This is a genomic window from Salmonirosea aquatica, assembly GCF_009296315.1.
Lineage (GTDB): Bacteria > Bacteroidota > Bacteroidia > Cytophagales > Spirosomataceae > Salmonirosea > Salmonirosea aquatica.
The window spans coordinates 4,516,774-4,538,790 of sequence record NZ_WHLY01000002.1 but is presented as its reverse complement, the minus strand read 5'-3'; the positions used below and the strand labels follow the sequence as shown (position 1 = coordinate 4,538,790).

The window sequence follows — 22,017 nt, the reverse complement described above, 5'->3', positions numbered from 1 at the left end:
GTGAGAGTGACTTTTAAGTACCCGATTATAGGGGGTAGTTATATGGGATGGACCTAGGTCCGAATTTCGACGAGCCTTTTTCCTGTTAGTGCAATCTCAAACCTAAGGGAGTGTGTATTGAAAACGCATTGTAGTCCTACAAACCTTTTCCAGAAGCTGGATTTGGGTCTGGCTTCAGATTATTAGTCTGATTCCGTACCCGAATTGATTTGCTGCTTTTCAACCGATATTAATTGTGGTGCAAACTTCGGTTATACGTCGCGAAGTGGCAATACCGTATTTACGGTATATTTCTTGTATATTGCCCTACTTTTACAGCTAATGTAAACAATTTGGTGCATGGTCGTACTAAGAAGCATACTGATTGCGATAGGATTGATGGTGGTCTCCGGAAGGGTCGCGGCCCAATCTTCCGAAAGCAAGACCAATCCTCCGAACTTCACCTACTGGGAAAACCAGCCTCAGTCAATCCTCCGCGATACCACATTAATCCGTCTTTACGCCCAAAACGCCAATCTTTCCATTAATCCCGATAGTGCCCTGCTCTGGTTACAAAAAGGTTTCGCGATTGCTCTGCGGCTGAGATCAAACAACTGGCTGGCCTTCACCCATAACCGCATGGGCTTGGTATATCTTCGGAAAGGCGTAAGCTTCCAGGCCATCGAGTACCTCTTCAAAGGATTGCAATATGCCGAACTCGCCAAAAAAATTTCCGAAGAGGCCTTCAGCTGGGATTTTATCGGCGATTGCTACGCTGATCTCAAAGATTATGAAAAATCCATTTCAGCTGAAAACCATGCTATCGACTTATATCGAAAGAGCATGAACCAGATGGGAATGGCTTCATCGCTGAATGATCTGGGAGCCGCCTTGAGCGCCAACCAGCAACTTCCTGCCTCCATCGCCGCCCTCGAACGAAGTTTGAAACTGAGCCGAAGCCTGCAAAATGTCGGCTTACAAGTCAACTCCTACCATACTCTTGCCGCCACATTGCTGAAAAAAGGAGACTTTAATCAAGCTGAAAAGTATGCTCAGTTGGCGATAGACACTGAAACACAAAGCAAGGGAAGGGCTAACGCCGAACTTCTGGCACTAATGGGCCTGATCGACGCCCACCGCGACCGCCCTGACAAATCCCTGAACTATGCGGCCCGGGCTGAGTTCTACCTTTCCTATGAATGGCCATTGATCCGGGAACGAACCGCATACACCCTCTTCGAAATCTACAAAGCCCTGCAAAAATTCGACACCGCTCTGCAGTGGTACGAAAAATACGTAGAACTCCGCGACAACAACAACCTGGTGGCTCAGGAAAAACGCATCGAGGTACTTCGGTACGAATATGACGCTCAGCAACGCGATACCCGTATGCAGCTCATGGCCAACGATATTGCCCGTGAAAGCTACCTGCGCTGGATCCTGATTGCCGGTATCGTCATCTTTTTGGGTTTAGCGGCGGCTCTCCTTCGCAGTAACCTTCTATTACAAAAACAGAGAGAAGAACTCGACATAACCAACGAACAGCTGGTACATGTAGGGCAACTGCTCAAACAAACTAACGCCAACCTGGAAGACCGCGTGGCGGCGCGAACCAATGAGCTGCGGGAGGCGAACCGCTCGCTCACGCGTAAAAACCACGAAATTCAGGAAGCCCTGTTCCGGGGTCAGAACCTGGAAAGAAAGCGGGTGGCCTCCGAACTGCACAATAATTTGGGCAGCCTGTTGTCGGGGGTGAAATGGCGCCTGGAATCTGTTGATACGGAGAAATTTTCGGTTTCAGAACAGGATCTCCACGAAGGGGTACTCAAACTGATCAACGATGCCTATGATCAGGTACGGCATATCTCCCACAATCTGCTGCCTTCTATTCTTGAAAAAGAAGGCCTGATTCCCGCTCTGCAAAAGCTGGTTGCCGATGTGAACCGGCCGGGCAAACTGGCATTCGACTTCATCGTTTCCAAGGATGTACGTATCGAAGATAAAAAGGTAGCATTCGAACTGTATAGCTGTGTGCTGGAGCTGATAACCAATATCCTGAAACATGCCGAAGCCAGGCAGGTCGTGTTGGAAATCGCCCAGACCCAGGGATTTCACATTCTGATGATTACTGATGACGGTGTAGGCGTAAGCCGCGAACAGGCGGGTCAATCCGGCCAGGGCATCCTGAATATCCGGCAACGGGTTAAGTCTCTAAACGGGAATTTTTCGATTCGTGCGCTCAAAAAAAGCCAGGGTACGGCCGTTACGCTGCGGATTCCCCGCCAGCCTCTGCTGGTTTCCTAAATCAATTTATAGTTGACCGCAAAGCGGGTCAGAGCCACCACGGAATGAATGTTCAATTTTTTGAAAATATTCCGGCGATGCGTTTCTACAGTCTTGGGCGAAATGAAAAGCTGGTCGGCAATTTCCTGATTGGGTACATCATTCACAATCAAACGGATTATTTCAATTTCCCGCTTGCTGAGCGACTGGATCGTTTCGGAAGTTTCGCGGCTATAGCTGGTACTTGGATCAGGAAGCAGGGCCAGTTGCTGGCTTACTTCCCGTGCGAAATACTTGCTACCACTCGCTACGGTATGTATGGCCTCTTCCAGCTCTTTTTTCGATGCTCGTTTCAACACATAGCCCCATACGCCCGCTTGCATCGCCATACGGATGGATTCAGGTTTCTCTTCCATCGTAAGCAGGATCAGTTTTACCGCAGGGTACCGTTCCAGGATACGTAACGCCAGTTCGACTCCGTTCAAACCAGGCATATGCATATCCGACAGCACGATGTCCACGGCTTGGTGATCCAACTGGTCCAAGGCAGCCTGACCATCGGCCGCAGTAGCCACTACCTGTATTCCCGCCAGCGATGAAATCATCATGGCCAGGCTTTCGAGTACCACAGCGTGATCGTCCGCCAGCATAACCCTGATTCTCTCCATGTGCCTTTTAATCCTAGATATTGATTTGATGATGGCCTACTCTTCTCCCAAATCCAATAGATTTGGATTTTGAAAGTTAATCTTTAATCAACTTAAAACTACATAATGCATCCGCTATTTTTTACAGCCGGTGTATTGCTCTTTCCTTTAAAACATGAAAAAAGCATATTGGCTGGTACTAGTCATTTGGTTGGGAATCACTTCATGCCAGAGCTCCCCTCAAGAAAAACCGGACCAACTCACCACGGGTGATTCTGGAAAATCCACCGTACCTACCACGCAAAAAAAACCTGCACCAATCCCGGCCCTCGAGCAGCAGATGATCAGACAAGGGCTGGTGAATATTCAGAGCATTGATCCCAGCATTCGGGTGGAATTGAAGTATTCGACTACCGATAATTTTGTAAAGAAAGACGTGTATGGCGACTTAACCCGGGCCTACCTCCAACCCGATATCGCCCGGAAGCTAGCCAAAGCCAGTGCTTTTTTGCAGAAAACAAAGCCCGGCTATTCGCTCCTGGTGTACGATGCCGCCCGGCCCAACTCGGTACAATACATTCTGTGGGATGCGCTGGATGCGCTCAAAATCCCGGAACGGCAGAAGTCCCAATACGTAGCTGACCCAGAAATCGGCTCGATCCATAACTTCGGTTGCGCCGTGGACCTGACCGTGGCCGACGAAAAGGGGTACCCCTGGATATGGGTACCCCCTACGATTTTTTTGGCCCGCTGGCTTACCCACGCTCCGAACAACAAATGCTCCAACTAGGAAAACTCAGCCCGAAGCAAATCGCCAATCGGAATATCCTGCGGAAAGCCATGACACAGGCCGGGTTTACCGTCAACACCACCGAATGGTGGCATTTCGACGGGCTATCACGCAAGACCGCCCGCGCCAAATACGGCATCATTAAGTAAGCCTCACTCTCGGGTTACGCTGCTTCCGCCCGAAAGGCGCTGTTCGATGGTGGGATCGCCCCGGTAGCGCAGGCTACTGGCCCCGCTGGCTTCCACTTTCAGCAGATTGGCTACCCGCAAGCGAGCCCGGCTGGCCCCCGAAAGGTCCAGGTCGGCCTGCGCTACCGGATAATCGAAAGCAAATACCTGGGAAGCACCCGACAAATCTCCGACAAGTACCCCACCGCTTCCGCGCAAATCCAGCTCGGAAGCACCCGAAAGATCCATAATCAGGCGATCGGCCGAACCGGTAAACACCGATTTTGAGGCACCCGAAAGCCGATAGTCCAGGACAGGTACCTTTTCAAATCCTTCGACGGTCGAGTTGGAGGCTCCCGAGAAATCCACGCTGCGCAGGCTGGGCACCACGATGTCGATATCCATGCGCTCGCGGCGGGTGCGCCAGGTGTTGCGGTATCGTATCTCGAGTACCCCCGAACGGCTTACGCTGGTTTCGAGGTCGTCCAGGTCGTTGAGCTCACCGGTAGCTTTCACGCTGAAGTCAGCACCCTGCTCAACGTGGATGGTGAACGCACTGCCCAAGGCCAGCTGGTCGAAATTGGCCAGGTCTAGCGTACGGCTCGACACACCCCGGGGCGGAATGTCATTGTCACGGGTGTTGATATAAATGCAGGACTGAAGTCCCGCCAGCAACATGGCCATTGAGAATAGGGAAAAACGGCGAAGCGAAAAATACTGTTTCATGGCTACTAGATTTTTTATATAAAATAGGGCGTAAATGGCAAACCGGACACTTATCCGACTCTTTCGTCTGTGACATCTCTGGTCAGTCTTTCCCCTACGAAAAACTTCAATAAATTTATCCCGCTGCCTCATAGGGGTCGGTACCGGGCGTGGTTGTCCTGTTCAAAAAGGCGTTTACCCTTGATTGCAACCATTCTTACTAATCGGCAGGCCGAACCGGCAGTGGATTGTTTATTTTTGCCAGAAAAAAAAGCAGACGCCTTGGTTCAGCTATCCGACCATGATCTCGTAAGTGCCATTCGGCAGGGACAGGAGTCCGCCTTCGAGCAGCTATTCCGTAGCTACTACGAACGCCTGTGCCGCTACGCCGACACGCTGCTGAAGGATAGCGACGAGGCTGAGGAAATGGTTCAAACGGTTTTTTTGACAATTTGGGAAAAACGGGCCGATCTGGAAATAACGCTTTCGCTGAAAGCCTATCTGTACCGGGCCGTGCACAACCACTGCCTGAACCGGATCAAGCATTACGGAGTACGGGAAAACCACCGGGAGCATTCGCTCTATTTTCAGGCCGATGGATACGATTCGGTCACGGAGAGCATCCAGGCCATCGAACTGGAAGAACGGATTGAGCGGGCGGTGAGCAAATTACCCGAACAATGCCAGGTAGTATTCCGGATGAGCCGCTTCGAGGAATTAAAGTATCAGGAAATCGCCGATCAGCTGGGCCTTTCGGTAAAAACCATCGAAAACCAGATTGGCAAAGCCCTTAGAATCATGCGGCAGGAGCTCGCCGACTACCTGCCCTTCTTATATCTCATCATTCATATCTCATAGCTCATATCTACCCTACCTTGAACCGTTCTGCTTCATCTCTACCCGACGAACTGCTGGCCCGCTACCTGGCCAGCACGGCCACGCGCCCGGAAATCGAGCGGGTGCAAACGTGGCTGGAGGAGTCGCCCGACCACGTGCGGGAGCTCAAAGCTTACCGGCAGCTTTGGGAAAAAAGTCGGACGGCGGACCGAACCGGGCCAGCATTTGACACTGATTCGGCCTGGCACCTGATGCAGGCGAAAATGCAGGCGCAGGGTACCACACCTACCCTGCAAAACAGCCCTCCTCAACCTTTGCCATCGGTCCGGCCTCTGCCTGTCCGTCGCTGGTACCTGCCTGCTTTGTGGGCGGCGGCGGCCGTTGCGCTTCTGCTCATTCCGTGGCTACGCGGTTATTTTACACAGTCTGATTCTCCGCAACAGATAACGGTTTCTACCCAAAAAAATACGTATGAAAAAACACTACCCGACGGCACGAAAGTCTTTTTGAACTACCATTCGACCCTCACCTACCCCGAAGGACTGCCCGGTGCTACCCGGCGGGTAAGCTTGCGGGGAGAGGCCTTTTTCGAGGTAGCTCCCGACGCCGCTCATCCCTTTCTGATCGACGCCAACGGAACGGAAATCCGGGTTGTAGGTACCTCATTCAATGTAAAAACATACGACGAAACCGTGCGGGTGGAAGTACGGAGTGGGAAAGTAGAAGTACGAAAAGCCATTAAGGCCGTCGAGCTATTGCCCGGTGAAGGCGTAGAGGTAGAAGCCGACACGGTATTCAGGAAGCTTTCGGCAGATCTCAACGCAATAGCCTACCGCACCCAGGTATTTGATTTCACAGCTACCCACCTCGATGAGGTCGTCCAGTCGCTCAGCCAGGGTTTTCATGCCGACGTCAGACTTTCGAAAACCCAACTGGCCCGCTGCCGCCTTACGGGCCGGTACGAACGCGAATCGCTCGACGCTACACTCGCGGTGATTGCCGAAACGCTGGATCTGACGGTCAGCCAACGCGATGGTACCTACTGGCTGGATGGTTCGGGCTGTCAGTAAGGTAGGTACGGACCGCATAAATCATTGCTGTATTGTGAAGCCAAACCCTATCCGTTTTTATTCCCTGCTTTTCCTGCTGAGCCTTTCGCTTTCCGGCCTCCTGCGCGCGCAATCCGCTTCTATCCTGGAAACCCGCATCACGCTTCGCGTCGTAAATGAGCGATTGGATGAGGTACTGCGGCAGATTTCGGCCAAAGGCGGTTTCAGCTTTTCGTACAGCCCCGATGTAATCGATATCAACAATCGGGTGTCGCTCGACGTAACCAACCGGAGTGTGCGTGAAATCCTGAACAGTCTGTTTGACGGAACCGTCAGCTTTAAGGAGCGTCGTAGGTACGTCATTTTGCAGAAAGCGGTGGTTTCGGTCGAAAAAAAGACGGAAAGTTTTTATCTCAATGGGTATATCGTCGATCAGGTCACGGGGATCAAACTTCCCGATGCCAGTATCTACGAACCCGTCACGCTGGTTTCTACGGTAAGTAATCAGTATGGGTACTATAAAATACGCCTGCCCACGCAGCCTGAAACTCTGCACCTGGAAGTCCGCAAGGAAGCATATGCGGGCCGTTCGGTAGAGGTGGCCGCCCGCCGCAATGACTTCCTTACCATTGCCCTGGCTCCCGATACGGTGCGTCCTCTGGCCACGCCTACCCCGAGGATCGTGGCCCGCCCTGATTCTAGTGCCAGGGTACCCCCCCGGATCGAAATTCCGGTAATCGTGTATAGCGAGCCGCCGAGTCCCGATACCCTCATTCCTATTCATAAAAAAGAGAAAGAGAAGGTACCCCTCAAGGAATCGCTGCTGACGATCCGCGACGGGCTGGTGTATGCGCTCTCCACGGCCAAACAGGCTATTCATACCGAGAATATCGAGGACACGCTCTACCGTCCTTTCCAGGCCTCCCTCATGCCGTTTATCGGTACCAACCAGCAGTTGAGCGGCAACGTGATCAATGATGTTTCGGTCAATCTGCTGGCAGGGTACTCGCTGGGTGTCAATCTGCTCGAGCTGGGGCTGGGCTTCAACGTAGTGCGCTGGGATGTGAAAGGGCTGCAAGCCGCGGGCCTCGCCAATCTGGTGGGCAGGCAGGTGAATGGCGTTCAGGTGGCGGGCGTGGCCAATATGGTCATTGGCAGCGTCGAGGGCATACAGGCATCCGGCATTGTCAATCTTACTGCCGAAGATTTTCGGGGCCTGCAAATGGGGGGTATCAATGTCACAGGCCGTGACCTCTACGGCTGGCAGTTGGCTAGCGGCCTCAATGTGGCCCGCACCGTGCACCGCGGCCATCAGGTTGGTTTCGTCAACTACGCCGATTCATCAGCTACTACGCCCTTTGGCTATTTCAGTTTCGTGCGACTCAACGGCTACCGGAGACTGGCGTTTACGACCGACGAACTGAATTATGGCAATGTCACATTCAAGACGGGGGTGCGGAAGTTTTACAATATCTTCAAGTTGGGTACCAGTGGTTTTGTTCCCCACAAGCCCATCGGCAGCATCGGGTATGGCGTCGGTACTGCCTGGTACCTGGGAAATCCGGCCTGGAATTGGCTATTGAATGCCGACTACGTAGCCAGTCGGGTGGCCGTGGAGCGGAGGTTTCTGAAACAGCCCCGCGTCAGTCACATGCGGCTTACCATTTCTCTGGAGAAAAAAATCAGCCCAAGGCTGGCGCTCTCAGTCGGCCCGACGTTCAATCTGCTTTTATCACCCTACGACGGACTTGTACAGGAAAACCGTGGCAGCTTGGGTACCCGGCTTACCAGCAGCAGATCCGATACCGGGCGCAATACCTACGCCTGGATTGGCTTCCAGGCGGGGTTACGGCTCTGCAATCGGGTGAATTGACGCTGACTAATTTCCAAGAATAAGACTTGCATTCAGGCCCTGCGTGATTTGGGCGTTTGTTTCCAGCCTAATTTTCAACGCTTTGGCTGTCGTCTCGTCGGGAATAACGATCACATGGTCGGCGGCAATCACCACCTCATCCAGCGAAGTGGGAATAGTGCCGCAAGACCAGGTACCGGAGGCATGCCATTCGCCATGCTGCTGGCTGATCACCTCGCGGCTAAGGGCGGGAGTCGTTCGTGTTTCGGTGTAGCAGTTCTCCGCCAGCGTCACCTCCACCGAATAGGTACCGGGCAGGGTAGCCGAGATGCTACTCTCCGTAGCGCCGGGCAGGGGTGTGTTATTTAGATTCCACTGATAGGTAAGTTGTTGACCTGTGTACGTGGCCAGAGGTACCGCTTGCTCGCAGGTAATGGGCACGACCGTAGCCGGGCGATGGATAAAATTGCCAAGTAGGGGTACATTACGATCCATCCATCTCAGACGCTTATCGAGCCAATCTTCCAGAAAATCCATTTCCTCGTCAAAAGCCCCGCGCTCTCCCACTACATTCCAACGCTCATAATCACGCGGCTGCGCCTCGGAAACAAGGTCGCGGTTCTGCTGGATCATCGTCCTAATATTGCCAAGATCCAGCACTCCGTTCCGGAGTGTAGCCCAGCGTACCTTAAGTTGCTCAACGTACGCGGGATCGTCCAGCAGCCGTTTCCACCAGAACGGCTGCTTCCGGTCTACCCGGCACAGTCGCTGGCTCTGATACTGCCAGCCCGTCGTGTCATTGGCGGCACAGAAATTATACGGTGTGTTTCCCATGGAGGCATTGTAATCCCACATGGGGCCCATGACTAACTTGCCACCCTTACTATCGCGATTTTTGTACATATAGGTACTGTAGCTATAGGCATCCGTCGATCGGACCACTTCTGATAGCAAAAAATAATCGATAAAACTGCCGACGTCAGCATAGGCCCGGTACCCCTGCGCCGGGTCTGTAAAAGCCGGTCCCCACAGGGCTGTCTCAAACTGATGAAGGTATTCTTTTATATAAACCAGGTGGGCGGGATGTATGTCCTCGTCAGCAGGTTCGTGAAGTTCAAAATCAGTTCTGAAATCTCCGCATTCGTTGGGATATTGAGAATCCCAGTAGGGACCGGGAGTACCGGCATGATGGTCTATCTTGACGATGTACCCTCCCGTCAGGGCATTGCCGGTACTGTCCTTGTATTCGAGTTCAGAAATATCCACCCGGTTCTTATCCTGTTTGATTTTTTCCATGAGTACATAAATCCCCTTGTAATCTTCGTACTCAAGAGCGTCGTTCGAGGAAACGAATAGCTCCACAAAAACTGTCCGGGGAGAGTAGTGACCGGCATTTCTGGCCAGAGCGTGGGTAAGTACATCACGCATAAAAGTTTCGTCATCGTAAGTATTGAACAGAATCCAATCGTTCTCGGCGGGCATTCCCAGCAATGATACATTCAGGTTGGAACTATCGGCTTTCCTGGTTTCAAGACCGTAAGGCTTCTTCGGCGAATTCTGTGAAGTATTCCCTCGAAACTCGATGCCGATTTTTCCATTATAGTGGTTCAAAGAGTCGGTCAGATAATTCCTGTTTCCGGGGCCGTTATAGATAATCCCCATATCAGCCATGATCTTGGGTTCGTCTGCGATTGCCTGACCATTGGTTTTTATAATGACAATGGGTAAGTTTGAGGACGAGGGAATGGATTGAGCAGTACTTCCGGCAGCAATACATACTGCGAGGAACAAGAACAGTGTGGCTTTCATGAAGTGGATAAATGGTGTGAGGAAAGATATTCATATTGCAGTAAAACATAAAAAAGATATTATCAAACGGTCGCCGTAATTTCACAAAATTTCTTATTTCAGAATGTACCCTCTCGTTCCTAGCTCAATGCCCCTTTTGATGTTCTCTTTCTATCGTCTGCTCCTGGTACTTTCACTGGGTTCGTGCACTCAGATTCTGTTTGCCCAAACCCCCAACCTCGCCTTAGTACCCGGCGTGGTGGTGGCCTACAGCCCGGCTGCTTCGGAGCAGTACATCGGCTCGCCCAGCCTGGCCATACTGCCCAACGGCGACTTTGTGGCTTCACATGATTTTTTTGGTCCTAAATCCACCGAGCACACCAGCGCCATTTCGCGGATTTACCGATCCTCAGACAAAGGCAAATCCTGGCGGCAGGTCAGTGAGATCGACGGGCAGTTTTGGTCTAAGCTGTTGGTACACCAGGGTACCCTGTACCTTTTCGGCACCAATCGCCACCACGGCAATACGATTATTCGAAAATCCACCGATGGCGGAGGTACCTGGACGAATCCTACCGATGCCGAACATGGTTTGCTCAAAGCCGGGGAGTACCACTGCGCACCCGTACCTTTTTTGGTGCACGACGGCCGGCTGTGGCGGGCGATGGAAGACGCCGCCGGGCCGCCCAAAGTATGGGGCAAGCGATACAGCGCCTTTATGATGAGTATCCCGCTGGACGCCGATCCGATGATCGCTTCCAACTGGACATCCTCAAACATTATGCGGTATGATTCAACTTACCTTGACGGACATTTTGGGGGTTGGCTGGAAGGCAACGCCGTACTGGGGCCGGAGGGTACCCTGTGGGATGTGCTGCGCGTGGACGATCGGAGTACCCTGGATGAAAAAGCGGCGTTTGTTAAAATAAGTGCTGATGGCAAAACGGCTACCTTTGATCGTAACGCCGATTTCAGGAGTTTTCCGGGCGGCAGCAAGAAATTCACCATCCGCTTTGATCCCAAGACCAAACAATACTGGACGCTTAGCAACTACATTCCCGACGATGTAAAGGGGGCCAATCAGGGAAAAAATCCGGCCAGCCTGCGCAACACGCTGGCTTTGTTCAGCTCACCGGATTTGAAAACCTGGAATTTTCACAAAATCTTGCTGGAACACCCGGATATCACCAAACATGGATTTCAGTATATAGACTGGCTGTTTGCTGGTAAAGACATTTTATTCCTATCAAGAACGGCCTACGACGATGGAATCGGCGGGGCATTCAGAGCCCATGACGCCAACTTTCTGACGTTTCACAAAATCAAGAATTTTCGGAAACAGTAGATTCAATAGCGAATGGCTGTTAGCTTATGGCTTTAGGATAGCTTTTGCATACTTCCCGCTTTTTCATTCCCTGGAATTTCTTAAGAAAGCCATTGGCTACAAGATGACGGCTAACAGCTCTACTACTAAAACCCGATCCGTCGCCCCCGACTGGCGGCTTTCTCTTCTGCCGCGTAGGCACGCAACTCCGCCAATTCCCGCTCGAATCCGCCCGACAGGATCGGGAAGCGGCACCAGGTACGGGGATCGAGGTTAAGGTCGTCGAGGTGGAAAGAGGGCGCATACCGCTCGCGTTTCCACTGATTACGGCTCCATAGTTTAAAAAACCGCTCGGTCCAGGCCAGCATTTGGGTAGGCGTATAGCGGTCTTTAAAAACAACCAGCGCAATGCGGTAACACGCTACGGGCGGCTTTTTGTCGCGGATGGCACTCTCTTCCAGCGCGTCCAGGAATTCGTAGGGCATCAGGTCGTCCTCATCGGTTTGCTTGCGGTCGGCGGGACGAAGTTCGGCGGTGGGTTGCAGGCTGTTTACTTTCTTCAAACCCTCGACTTTGATGTGCTTGCCCTGTACATGGCACCCTACCTTTTCGAGCCACAGCAGCCATTGCCGCAAGTAATGCTTATCGATGCCGGCAATGGGGCTGATACTCCCCGCCGTGTCGCCGTCCATGGTAGCGTAGCCCACGGCCACTTCGGAGCGGTTGGACGTGGACAGCAGCAGATGATTGGTCAGGTTGGTGAGCAGCCACACACCTGGGGCACGTACCCGTGCCTGAATGTTTTGCAGGGCGATGTCGTCCTGCGCCCAGGTCAGTTCGCGGCCAATTTGCTCTTCAATCAAGCCCGTGTAGGTTTCGACCAGACCGTTGATATTGATAATATAAAAAGTAGCCCCGATGGACTCGGCCAGCGAACGGGCCGATTCGAGCGTGTCGTCCGAGCTGTTTTCGGTACCCTGGTAGATCGTGTGGATGAGTTCTTTCGCAATATCATCCACGGTCTCGGGCTGTTGAATTTTGGCGATATGGCTGAGTTTCTGTTTGAAGCGGTCCAGCCCGATGCTTTCCTCCGCCAGCCGTACCATCAGTCCGCACAACGCCACGCAAGCCGACGAATCGGCGCCGCCCGATAGCGACACGGTGAAGCCCTGCGAGCGGCTCTTGCGCAGATAGTCGAACAACGCCAGGCAAACCGACCGGGCGAATTCTTCTTCTTTCAATGCCCCGCCGCCTTCAAAAGCTTCCAGATCGGCGACCTGCAGGGGCACGGGTTCGATGTCCGGGAAGTCAAAGGTACCGGGTACCTTCCACGATTTATCTTTGGGCAAATCGGCAATATTCTGTACCTGACTGAGCCGCGTATATTCTGTATCGACTACGGCCGTAGTAATCAGGAAATCTTCGTAGCTGAACCGGTTGCTCGATTTCAAAAATTCACCGTTGGAGGCAATCATGGCGTCACCATCGTAGATGGCCCGCCCGGCTTCGTTGCCTAGCATGTTGGTGTAGATGTAGCTGCATCCGAACGAGCGCGAGGCGTCGATCACAAACCGTTCGCGGGTTACGAACTTGAAGAAGGCAAAATGACTCGCACTGGGATTGAGCATAATATCCACGCCACGCTCGTAGTGCCGCCGCCCCGGACGGTGTGCCACCCAGGCATCCTCACAAATTTCAAAAGCAATGCGCACGCCCGATACATCGAAAATCACATCGCCGATCGGGTAGGTCATGTGGTCGAGGGTGGTACTTTCCACGATGCCCGGGGGCCACTTATGAAACCAGCGGGTTTCGTAATGAATGCCATTGTTGGCCAGGTTCTGCTTGCAGTAAAAACCCAGAATGCGCTTGTTGGCCACCAGGCAGGCCACATCGTAGAGACGGTTGTTATGCCGCAACGGAAGTCCGAGTCCCACGATCATGTCCTCGGTATGCTCCACGATTTCCAGCAGGCATTTTTTAGCTTGCTCTTCCAGATCGTAGGCAAAAAAGTAATCCTCGCAGCCGTAGCCCGTAATGCACAATTCGGGCAGACACAGCAGACTCACTTTTTGTCGGCGCGCCTCCTCAATGGCATCGATGATGTTTTTGGTATTGGATTCCCAGGCCATGGGAGTTTGGTTCAGTACTCCGGCCGCAACTTTGATCAGGGGCATAAATCAGGCTTAAATTCGTGTTTTTGACTCGTCTCTGCTATAACAGCAAAAAGGCTACGATTGGTTGAGGCGGAACCCGTAACGCTAGTTGGTCATGGCATCTATGATCACCTCAAAATCTTCTTTCGGGATTTCCCTAAAACCACCCATCAGATAAAAGCCCCACTGTTTTTTATTCTTGATAAAACTGAGTTTTTCGAGCAAGGGCCGTATTTCGGCCTCTTGCCCCGGCTGGTACTCCACATCACGCCGATACGGCTTGAAATCTGAATTAGGATCGGGTTGGTAAGGTTCATCGTCGGTTACCTGGCCGAAAGCCGTGAACTTCTGACAGGGTGTTGTCTCATCAATCTTTTCTTTGGCCGAGTAGTACACGACCCAGTCTCCCTTGGCGGGCTTGCTGATATAATCCCTGCGCCCGTGCCCGGCCTGCGCAAATCCATTTTTTACCCCGCCCAAAACATGATCCCGCGAGGCTGCGATCAAAAAGTATCTGGTCATTTTAGTTCATTCGTTACTCTTTCCGTTTACCCGTAAAGGTACCCTTGGCCATCGTACCTAGCTCTACTTTCCCGCTCAATGTCTCGTTCTCAATTTTTCCGTCATACTTTACCGGATTATCCTGCACTGAAAACTCGATGTGAAAATCGGTACCCTCGACGGTACCTTTCAGTTCGGTTTCGCCAAGCTGGCCGGTGTAGGTCCCGGTGAGTTTGCCCTCGGCATCCTGTTTCAGCACGAAGGTAGGGGTACCACTGCCCGCGTCGGTTTCCACGGCCAGCAGCCAGGTACCCGTTAGGTCAATTTTACTTTGACTAAAAGTTACCGTTGTGGCCATCGTCAACACGAGGAGTAGAAGGAAAGTGCGCTTTTTCATATAAATGTAGTGGTTGAATTTGTTTCAGAGTACAATATCCAAAAATTCCCGGCGACTCCCCATTTGGATGTTAAAAATCGTAGGGAAGGCTAAAACAGACTGCCCTATTTATCAATGTAGGATAGCAGCAGAAACAAGGTGAGTCGGTAGGAAGCAATAGCCCCGTTGTTCATTACAGCATGGATAGTCCAATACCTCTATACGTTATTTTTAACCAAATTTTAACCAAAGTCAAGTTTTTCATAATCAACACTTTACTTTAAAATTTTCAACTCTTCAATCGAACAGCCCAGCTTCTAAACAACGGGCATTGTACAAGACTTTTTTCCCGGATTACTTTGTACCCGGATCTGGAAGTAAAGTGATCGCACCGTTGTTTTTGCGCCCAGCCCATTCGCTCGTTTTCATTGCTATTTCAGGAAACTCATTCGGTCGATTACTATGAAAATCTTAAAAACATCCGCCTTATTTTTGCTGGTACAGGCTTTTTCTCCGCTGGTACTCCTGGCCCAAAACCAAACTGGCCCGACAAAAGGAAACGACCGCTTTTCGGTTCATGCCCAGACCACCGTAATCAATCAGTTCAAGCCTTCCTTTACGGCTCCCTACTCGGGCCCAAACAGTCTTTCAACCCAAAAAGAAAGCCAAACCTCCATTACCTCGACGCTTTTTCTCGGTGCCCGCCTGTGGCGGGGGGCCAGTGTCTGGCTCGATCCCGAAATTGCGGGAGGCTCGGGCTTGAGCCAGGTGCTGGGCCTGGCGGACGCTACCAATGGAGAAACCTTCCGCATTGGCACCCTTGCCCCGAAGCTCTACGTGGCGCGGCTTTTCTTCCGGCAAGTCATTGCCCTGTCTCGCACGAATACCTACGGGGAAAGCAATTTCAACCAACTGGGCGGCTCGCTACCCGAGAGGTACCTGGCCTTTACGGTTGGCAAGATCAGCGCGGCGGATTATTTTGACGTCAATTCGTATAGCCACGACCCCCGGACCCAGTTTATGAGTTGGGCCCTGATGAGCAACGGCGGCTGGGACTACCCAGCCAATACCCGCGGCTATACCCCCAGCGTGGTGGCGGAGTATGTCTCCCCCCGCCATGAACTCCGGTACAGCTTTTCGCTCGTACCGCTTGTAGCCAATGGGAGTACGATGAACTGGGATATCAATAAGGCCGGCTCACACACCCTCGAATATACCCACCACCACGACCTAGCGGGCCACCCGGGATCGGTACGGGCCCTGGGCTTTTTTACTACCACCAACATGGGCAACTACCGTGAGAGCCTCATACTAAGCACCGATAAGCCCGTGATCGAAAACACCCGCCGGTATGGCCGGACTAAGTACGGGGGAGGCATTAATCTAGAGCAGGAACTGACCCAGCAGCTCGGCGGATTTGTCAGAGCTAGTTGGAACGATGGTCATAACGAAACCTGGGTGTTTACCGAAATCGACCACTCGGCGAGCGCCGGACTGGTGATGAAAGGTACCCAATGGAAACGTGAAAACGACAACCTGGGCCTGGCCTTCGTGGCTTCGGGTATTTCCAGGCCGCACCGGGCCTACCTGGCGGCCGGTGGACAAGGCTTCATGCTGGGCGATGGTCAGCTCAATTATGCTTCGGAGCATCTGACCGAAGTCTACTACCGGGCTGAACTAGCACCCGACCATCTTTTTCTGAGTGGTGCTTATCAGCTTATTACCAATCCTGGCTACAACCACGATCGCCACGGTCCTGTAAACGTGCTTTCGGTGCGTGTACACGCCCGGATATAAAGGGTACCTAAAGGGCGAATCTTCAATTCGTTCCTGTTCGCTATTCATGAGGCAATTGGCTAGTACCTATTTTCGGTTTCCGGTACCTTCGAAAACATTACGGTCAACAGGGCGACGATCAGCAGAAAATTAAACTCCATGCCGTTGCGTCCGCCGCCTACCACAAACCAACCTTCCTGGAAATGGATCATTACGATACCGGCGATGAGAATCAGCAGGGTAGGTACCGACGATAATTTCACGTACTTCCCGAGTACCAGGCACACCGCATTGGCTACGTGTGAAAGCTTGATCGCCCAGGCCAACGCTACCCCGAACGGCGCAAAACCGACTTGATTAAGGTACCCCTCGCCAAACGCACGGACGCTGCCATTGAACATGCCCGGCACGCTATGCATAACCAAAATGACCGCCACAGCCAGCCGAAGTGGAAGTAAATGGTTGAATAGTTTCATGGGGTTTTGCTCATTTAATTTTTAAGTTTCCCGTAGCTGTTGGCGTACGTTTTGCCTTCCTCAGGGTAGGTGAACTTCAAGGCCGACCAGGTAGCGTTTATGCTCAGACATTTGCTTTCTACAAGACCATAGTCATAGCCGATTTTGATGACGATGGGCAAGGTAAGGTCTGTACCGAGTTGCCGGGCCTTGGGCCACGATACCCACAGCATGCCGGTCTTTTTCAAATGATTTTTCAGCACTGGAAATTTCTCATGGAAGTCTGCCTGATTTTTTACAAACAAATGCATGTAGTCAAACTCACCTTTCAAGCTTTCTTTGACTTCCAGTTCGGGCAAATCCATAGCTTGGATGGCATCGGCTGGAGCATTTACGAAGGTGGTCCGTATTCCCGGTTTTATTCCCATTTTTGTGGATGTGGGAGTTGGCATGGCTAGGTGTTGGATTTTCTACTTAGGTATGGGGAACTTAAACCAATGATTAGGTTGGCTACCTTAATAAATAATTTTATACGTAATGATCTGTAAACCTCCATCGTACAATTGCGTATCCAGCAGTTCGGTTTTAAAATTCCGATTTGAGTTGCCAAAAATCCTGACGCCCCGACCTAGTATCAGAGGACTGAGTTTGATTTTCAGGATGTCGATTTTCTTATTATCCAAAAGCCAACCTGCCAACTGCCCGCCGCCGCACAAATAAATCGCCGTAGCCGACTGCCCCCTAATTTTCTCGATTTCTTCCAGTTGAACCGGCACCACATGCACTTTCGGGTCTGGATTTTCAAATACCAGGCTATCGGAAAAAATATAATGCTCCATACTGCCGTACACGGGCGAGGGCTGCCCCGGTTCCATTCCGTATTGATAGCCAAATTCATACGTGTTCCGGCCCATGATTACGGTATCGAAAGCCGACAGATCGCTCAGGTACTGCGCCACTCCATTCCCCTCACTCACATAGCCGCTGACATCATCATCCGGGCCGGATATAAAGCCATCGATCGAACTGGCGACGTAGTATACTATCTGTTTCATGTTTTCTTTTTGTGTTTGTAGCAGTACCCTAGAGGTAACTTTTTATCAACAATTTGGAATAAATAACCTTTTAAATGGGGAAGATCGAAGTCTATCTCAAACCAAGGGTTAAATTAGAAACCGCCCTACAATTCAACCAGTCTTAATTCATTTACACGTTCAAAATGTTTCTTATTCAGCGTAGCGAAAGACATGCTATGGGACACTGCTGTGGCAGCAATGAAGAGATCGGCAATATCAATTTGTTTTCTTTTACGCTTAAGAACTGCATTGATAATAACCGCAGTATCAACGCAGTTCTCATCAAAGGGGATTACTGTAATGGCTAACAGCACGTCGTTCCAAAATGCTAACTGACTTTGGGTAGCTCCTGTGTAAATTTCGTATTTGGTAACAGTTGAAATAGCAAACTTATACCCTTGGCGCACCAACGCAACCCAAGTCGAATTTGCTTTATCCGATTTGCGGTAATAATCAATAAGGATAGAAGTATCCAACAATATCACTTGTTCCGCCATTGATTGATCGCTTTTCTATTGTTCTCAATGACAGCCATTTGCTTTTCTGTTGCGACGGGTCCCTTCAAGAGTAAATCCTCTAAATCCATTTCTGGCAAGGACTTTTCAGCTTGATTCTCAATCTTTGACAAAAGCTGTTTTAATTGGTTCGGCGGTAAAGATTTCACAGCTTGAACTAATTGATCGAATTCTATATTCACTTGTACTTGCATCGTTTTCAGTATTCTGGATGTACAACAAATTCATTTTTAAAAACTTTTAAAGCGGAGTAGGTCTGAGGGGGCTTAGACCAAGGATGAGAGGCTTCATTTGATATGCATTGGGTTCAGGCAATTGCGAATGCAGTGAGTTCGCAATTGGAAAACCTCCCCTACTTCAACCTCCGGGCCGCCGCCTTATCCAGCATCACAACAGCACCCTCTACTTGCTGCACCAGACTCACCGGAAAATCTTCCGATACCTCACCTTCCAGTGCCCGCTTCATCACATCGGCTTTGAGTTGGCCGCTGGCTATCACAATCAGTTGTTTGGCCTCGCGGGCGTGGCGCAGGCCCAGGGTGATGCCTTCGGTGAGGGGCGTATCTTTGGTGAAGTACTTCTGCCCTACCTCGGCGGTGATCGGGTCCAGCGTGCTTAGGTGAGCGTAGCTATCAAATGAGGTACCCGGCTCGTTGAGGGCCAGGTGGCCATTCATACCTACCCCCAGTACCATCAGATCCAGGCCGCCGAGTTCGGCTACTTTTTGATTGACTCGTTCACATTGCCCTGGCAAATCGTCGCTTTTGGCATCGAAGTAGACGATCTGATCGACCCGGAAACCGATGGGATGCAGGAAATCGCGGTCGATCCAATAGCGGCAACTGCCTTCGTCATCGGGGCCCATGCCTACCCACTCATCCAGCCCGACGAAGGTACATTTTGAAAAATCCACTTCACCGGCCTTACTCTTTTCGGCCAGGATCTTGAACATGCCCAGCGGGGTACTGCCCGAAGGCAGGCATAGCACGGCGTCGGGTTTATCGGCCAGTAGTTTTACCACGTATTCAGCAGCGGCTTCAGACAGCGTTTCGTAGTCTTTATAAATTTTGATCATGGGTTGGTAGCTTGTGGCACATAGCTATTGGCTAATGGCCATTTAAGTGAGTTTATTCTATTCTCTGGATTGCAAGAAGCAAAAAGTGATCAGCGGAACGCCGCCCGGCCAACAGCTATTCATACAACATATACTTCTGGCGTATTTCCTTGTAGGCTTCCAGCGCCGGGGTGAAGGCGGCGCGGATTTCGGCTTCTGAGTTTCCGGCGATCATCATCTTGCGGATCATATCGGTACCCGCGAGTTTGTCGAAGAAATCGGCGCTGGTGAAAAACTTCGTTTTGTCGGGGGTTTTATTGTAGAAATCAAGTACGTATTTGAGCGTAAAGCCTTCCTGCCGGGTGTTCACTTCGCGCAAATCCAGGCCATAACAAACCTTGCCTTCGTTGGGCGGATTCTGCGCGCCGGGCTGATCGGTGGGCGTGAACTGGTAGGTACCATACACTTGATTCGGCGCGCCGATGACCTGAAACTGCGTGTCGGTACCCCGTCCTACGCTCACGATGGTGGGTTCAAACAAGCAGATGGACGGATACAGCCGGATGGATTGCAGATTCGGCAGGTTGGGTGAAGGCCGCACGGGAAGCTCATACACCTGGCGGTGATTATAGCCCGTACAAGGCACCACCGTGAGGTCGCAGTGCTTTTTGCCTTCCAGCCAACCCTCGCCGTTGATCATCAGCGCCAGTTCGGCGGAGGTTAGACCGTGGACAACGGGTACCGGATTCATCCCCACGAACGACTTGAACTTCGGGTCCAGCACCGGTCCATCTACGTAATTACCGTTGGGATTGGGCCTATCCAGTACGATGCATTCCTTGCCATTTTCGGCGCAGGCTTCCATCACATAGTGCATGGTGCTGGGGTAGGTATAGTAGCGCACGCCTACATCCTGAATATCGAAAATCATGACGTCGATTTCCCGCAGTTGCTCAGGCGAAGGTTTTTTGTTCTTGCCATACAGCGACACAATCGGCAGACCCGTCTTGGCATCCTTACCATCCTTGATCGCAGCTCCGGCATCGGCCACGCCCCGGAAGCCATGCTCGGGCGCAAAAATGGTCTGGACTTTCACGCCCAGCGCCTGCAGGCTGTCGGCCAGATGGGTACCATTAGAAAACAAAGTCGTATGATTCACGACCAGCCCCACGCGCTTACCCGCGAGCAGCGGCAGGTACTCAGCGGTGCGGTCGATGCCTAATGCCAGTTCATTGGTTGGGCCGGGTGCAGTATTCGGAAGTGTCGTTTTTGCGGTACCAGCGGGCGGGGTTGTTCCGCAGGAACTCAGCACCAACAACATCAGAACCGAAAGAAGGTGGGTCATGGGAATGGTTTTTCGTTATTTTTGCCAAATTACTATATAAACTCAAAATCTCCCACCCGCCTTGCGCTTCACCTCCTTCCTTGCCAACCGCATCCGCCACAATGCCGTAGGTACCTTCTCGGCCACGGTCACGCGCATCGGCATTGCCAGCATTGCCGTCAGCACCGTCGTGGGGATTCTGGCCTTTGCGGTACTCTTTGGTTTTAAGAAAGTGATTCAGGACAAGGTTTTTCTCTTCGGCGCACATCTGCGGGTGAGTTCGCTGACGCTCAACAACAGCTACGAAGAAGGCCCGATGCCATTAAGGACGTCGCTATCAGAAGACTTGTCCACGATGCCCGAAGTGAAGCACTGGCAGGCCGTAGCGCACAAGTCGGGCATCCTGAAAACGCCCGATGAATTGAAGGGCGTAGTACTGAAAGGGGTAGGTAAAGACTACGACTGGGCGCTTTTTGAGAAAAGTCTGGTCGAAGGTAGGTTGATCCAGTTTCCCGATAGCGGCTATTCGCAGGAAATCATCCTGAGCCACAACATCGCCCGGCAACTCCGTCTGAAAGCGGGCGACGACGTACTGATGTACTTTGTGCAGGATCCGCCCCGCGCCCGCAAACTAACGGTGGCAGGCGTGTATAAAACCGACATGGAAGAGTTCGACAATTCGCTGATTGTGGGCGATCTGGCCCTGGTCCAGCGGCTGAATGATTGGGGCAAGGATACCGTGGGTACCTACGAAATCTATCTGAGCGACTTTACCCAACTCGATGCGGTAGCGGCGAAAATTTTCAACCTCATGGCGCCCGATATGTTCCTGCAGAAAGTGACCGAAACCTTCCGGCCCGTGTTCGACTGGCTGCTTTTGCTGGACCGCAACACAGCGGTTTTTATCACGCTGATTCTATTCGTGGCCTGCTTCAACATGATTTCCATTCTGCTGGTGATGATCATGGAACGTACGCCGCTGGTGGGTTTGCTCAAAACACTAGGCAGTCCCGACGGACAAATCCGTTCTGTTTTCATTCGAGTCGGTATTGTCATCGTGGTGCGGGGCCTGCTGATCGGTAACGCTGCCGGGCTGCTGCTGGCATGGCTGCAATGGCAGTTTCACCTTATCCCGCTCGACCCGGTCAACTACTACATGGACACCGTACCCATTGTGTTCGACTGGGGTGCCGTGGTGTTGGTGAATCTGATCACCTTACTGGTAGTGGGGCTGGTCCTGCTGATTCCGACCTACGTCATTACCCGCATTCAGCCGATCAAGGCGCTGCTCTTCAAAAAGTAAAAAGAAGGGGCAGAGGCACAAAGGCACACAGTAAAAATTAACTCTACTTTAATTCGCTTA

General features: G+C 51.7%; 20 protein-coding genes and 1 pseudogene. 8 read left to right on the top strand and 13 right to left on the bottom strand.

The window, feature by feature from the left end:
• The first annotated feature begins 339 nt into the window (after positions 1–339).
• Entirely contained in the window at positions 340–2,283 is a 1,944-nt protein-coding gene (locus tag GBK04_RS19750) for a tetratricopeptide repeat-containing sensor histidine kinase (RefSeq protein ID WP_152762645.1), read from the top strand.
• On the opposite strand, the gene GBK04_RS19745 is transcribed toward GBK04_RS19750, so the two are convergent.
• Positions 2,280–2,930 carry a response regulator gene (locus GBK04_RS19745; protein WP_152762643.1) on the bottom strand — a complete coding sequence of 217 codons (651 nt, stop codon included), beginning with the start codon at positions 2,928–2,930 and terminating at the stop codon, positions 2,280–2,282. The genes GBK04_RS19750 and GBK04_RS19745 overlap by 4 nt on opposite strands.
• A 154-nt stretch (positions 2,931–3,084) precedes the next feature.
• On the opposite strand from GBK04_RS19745, the pseudogene GBK04_RS19740 reads away from it, so the two are divergent.
• A pseudogene (locus GBK04_RS19740) lies at positions 3,085–3,848 on the top strand (M15 family metallopeptidase).
• A 3-nt stretch (positions 3,849–3,851) separates the two neighbouring features.
• Here GBK04_RS19740 and GBK04_RS19735 read toward each other — a convergent pair.
• On the bottom strand, positions 3,852–4,592 hold the full coding sequence (locus GBK04_RS19735; protein WP_152762641.1) for a head GIN domain-containing protein: 741 nt from the start codon (positions 4,590–4,592) through the stop codon (positions 3,852–3,854).
• 261 nt (positions 4,593–4,853) lie between these two features.
• On the opposite strand from GBK04_RS19735, the gene GBK04_RS19730 reads away from it, so the two are divergent.
• The 3 genes from GBK04_RS19730 to GBK04_RS19720 are packed head-to-tail and all read left to right on the top strand — an operon-like array spanning position 4,854 to position 8,330.
• Positions 4,854–5,429 carry an RNA polymerase sigma-70 factor gene (locus GBK04_RS19730; RefSeq protein ID WP_373331151.1) on the top strand — a complete coding sequence of 192 codons (576 nt, stop codon included), beginning with the start codon at positions 4,854–4,856 and terminating at the stop codon, positions 5,427–5,429.
• 17 nt (positions 5,430–5,446) lie between these two features.
• Positions 5,447–6,478, top strand: a complete 1,032-nt coding sequence (locus GBK04_RS19725) for a FecR family protein (RefSeq protein ID WP_152762639.1) — start codon at positions 5,447–5,449, stop codon at positions 6,476–6,478.
• A 34-nt stretch (positions 6,479–6,512) separates the two neighbouring features.
• Positions 6,513–8,330 (top strand): STN and carboxypeptidase regulatory-like domain-containing protein, encoded by a 1,818-nt coding sequence (locus GBK04_RS19720; RefSeq protein WP_152762637.1) that lies wholly within the window; start codon positions 6,513–6,515, stop codon positions 8,328–8,330.
• 6 nt (positions 8,331–8,336) lie between these two features.
• Here GBK04_RS19720 and GBK04_RS19715 read toward each other — a convergent pair whose 3' ends face one another.
• A complete protein-coding gene (locus GBK04_RS19715; protein WP_152762635.1) occupies positions 8,337–10,118 on the bottom strand; it encodes a CotH kinase family protein in 1,782 nt (593 codons plus the stop codon).
• A gap of 139 nt (positions 10,119–10,257) precedes the next feature.
• Here GBK04_RS19715 and GBK04_RS19710 point away from each other — a divergent pair, with 139 nt between their 5' ends.
• Positions 10,258–11,442: a sialidase family protein gene (locus GBK04_RS19710; protein ID WP_373331150.1), complete on the top strand. Its 1,185-nt coding sequence runs from the start codon at positions 10,258–10,260 to the stop codon at positions 11,440–11,442.
• A 125-nt stretch (positions 11,443–11,567) separates the two neighbouring features.
• Here the strand turns inward: GBK04_RS19710 and nadE are convergent, their stop codons facing one another.
• The 3 genes from nadE to GBK04_RS19695 all read right to left on the bottom strand — a co-directional run bounded on the left by nadE (position 11,568) and on the right by GBK04_RS19695 (position 14,475).
• Positions 11,568–13,598 carry an NAD(+) synthase gene (gene nadE / locus GBK04_RS19705; RefSeq protein WP_152762633.1) on the bottom strand — a complete coding sequence of 677 codons (2,031 nt, stop codon included), beginning with the start codon at positions 13,596–13,598 and terminating at the stop codon, positions 11,568–11,570.
• 84 nt (positions 13,599–13,682) lie between these two features.
• Positions 13,683–14,099: an EVE domain-containing protein gene (locus tag GBK04_RS19700; RefSeq protein WP_152762631.1), complete on the bottom strand. Its 417-nt coding sequence runs from the start codon at positions 14,097–14,099 to the stop codon at positions 13,683–13,685.
• 13 nt (positions 14,100–14,112) lie between these two features.
• Complete coding sequence (locus tag GBK04_RS19695) at positions 14,113–14,475, bottom strand: hypothetical protein (protein WP_152762629.1); 363 nt, start codon at positions 14,473–14,475, stop codon at positions 14,113–14,115.
• Between the two features lie 441 nt (positions 14,476–14,916).
• On the opposite strand from GBK04_RS19695, the gene GBK04_RS19690 reads away from it, so the two are divergent.
• Positions 14,917–16,251: a carbohydrate porin gene (locus GBK04_RS19690; protein ID WP_152762627.1), complete on the top strand. Its 1,335-nt coding sequence runs from the start codon at positions 14,917–14,919 to the stop codon at positions 16,249–16,251.
• A gap of 59 nt (positions 16,252–16,310) precedes the next feature.
• Here the strand turns inward: GBK04_RS19690 and GBK04_RS19685 are convergent, their stop codons facing one another.
• From GBK04_RS19685 to GBK04_RS19655, 7 genes are all read right to left on the bottom strand, one after another.
• Positions 16,311–16,706: a DoxX family protein gene (locus GBK04_RS19685; RefSeq protein ID WP_152762625.1), complete on the bottom strand. Its 396-nt coding sequence runs from the start codon at positions 16,704–16,706 to the stop codon at positions 16,311–16,313.
• 14 nt (positions 16,707–16,720) lie between these two features.
• Complete coding sequence (locus tag GBK04_RS19680) at positions 16,721–17,137, bottom strand: hypothetical protein (RefSeq protein ID WP_152762622.1); 417 nt, start codon at positions 17,135–17,137, stop codon at positions 16,721–16,723.
• A 63-nt stretch (positions 17,138–17,200) separates the two neighbouring features.
• On the bottom strand, positions 17,201–17,740 hold the full coding sequence (locus GBK04_RS19675) for a dihydrofolate reductase family protein (RefSeq protein ID WP_152762620.1): 540 nt from the start codon (positions 17,738–17,740) through the stop codon (positions 17,201–17,203).
• Positions 17,741–17,865: 125 nt separating this feature from the next.
• The gene (locus GBK04_RS19670; RefSeq protein ID WP_152762618.1) at positions 17,866–18,258 is read right to left on the bottom strand and encodes a type II toxin-antitoxin system VapC family toxin; all 393 of its coding nucleotides are present in this window, start codon (positions 18,256–18,258) and stop codon (positions 17,866–17,868) included.
• Positions 18,243–18,470, bottom strand: a complete 228-nt coding sequence (locus GBK04_RS19665; protein WP_152762616.1) for a hypothetical protein — start codon at positions 18,468–18,470, stop codon at positions 18,243–18,245. The genes GBK04_RS19670 and GBK04_RS19665 overlap by 16 nt, the downstream gene beginning before the upstream one ends.
• A gap of 158 nt (positions 18,471–18,628) precedes the next feature.
• Positions 18,629–19,351 (bottom strand): 6-phosphogluconolactonase, encoded by a 723-nt coding sequence (locus GBK04_RS19660; RefSeq protein WP_152762615.1) that lies wholly within the window; start codon positions 19,349–19,351, stop codon positions 18,629–18,631.
• Positions 19,352–19,466: 115 nt separating this feature from the next.
• On the bottom strand, positions 19,467–20,675 hold the full coding sequence (locus GBK04_RS19655) for an exo-beta-N-acetylmuramidase NamZ family protein (RefSeq protein WP_152762613.1): 1,209 nt from the start codon (positions 20,673–20,675) through the stop codon (positions 19,467–19,469).
• Between the two features lie 61 nt (positions 20,676–20,736).
• Here GBK04_RS19655 and GBK04_RS19650 point away from each other — a divergent pair, with 61 nt between their 5' ends.
• Entirely contained in the window at positions 20,737–21,957 is a 1,221-nt protein-coding gene (locus GBK04_RS19650; protein ID WP_152762611.1) for an ABC transporter permease, read from the top strand.
• Positions 21,958–22,017: the final 60 nt, after the last annotated feature.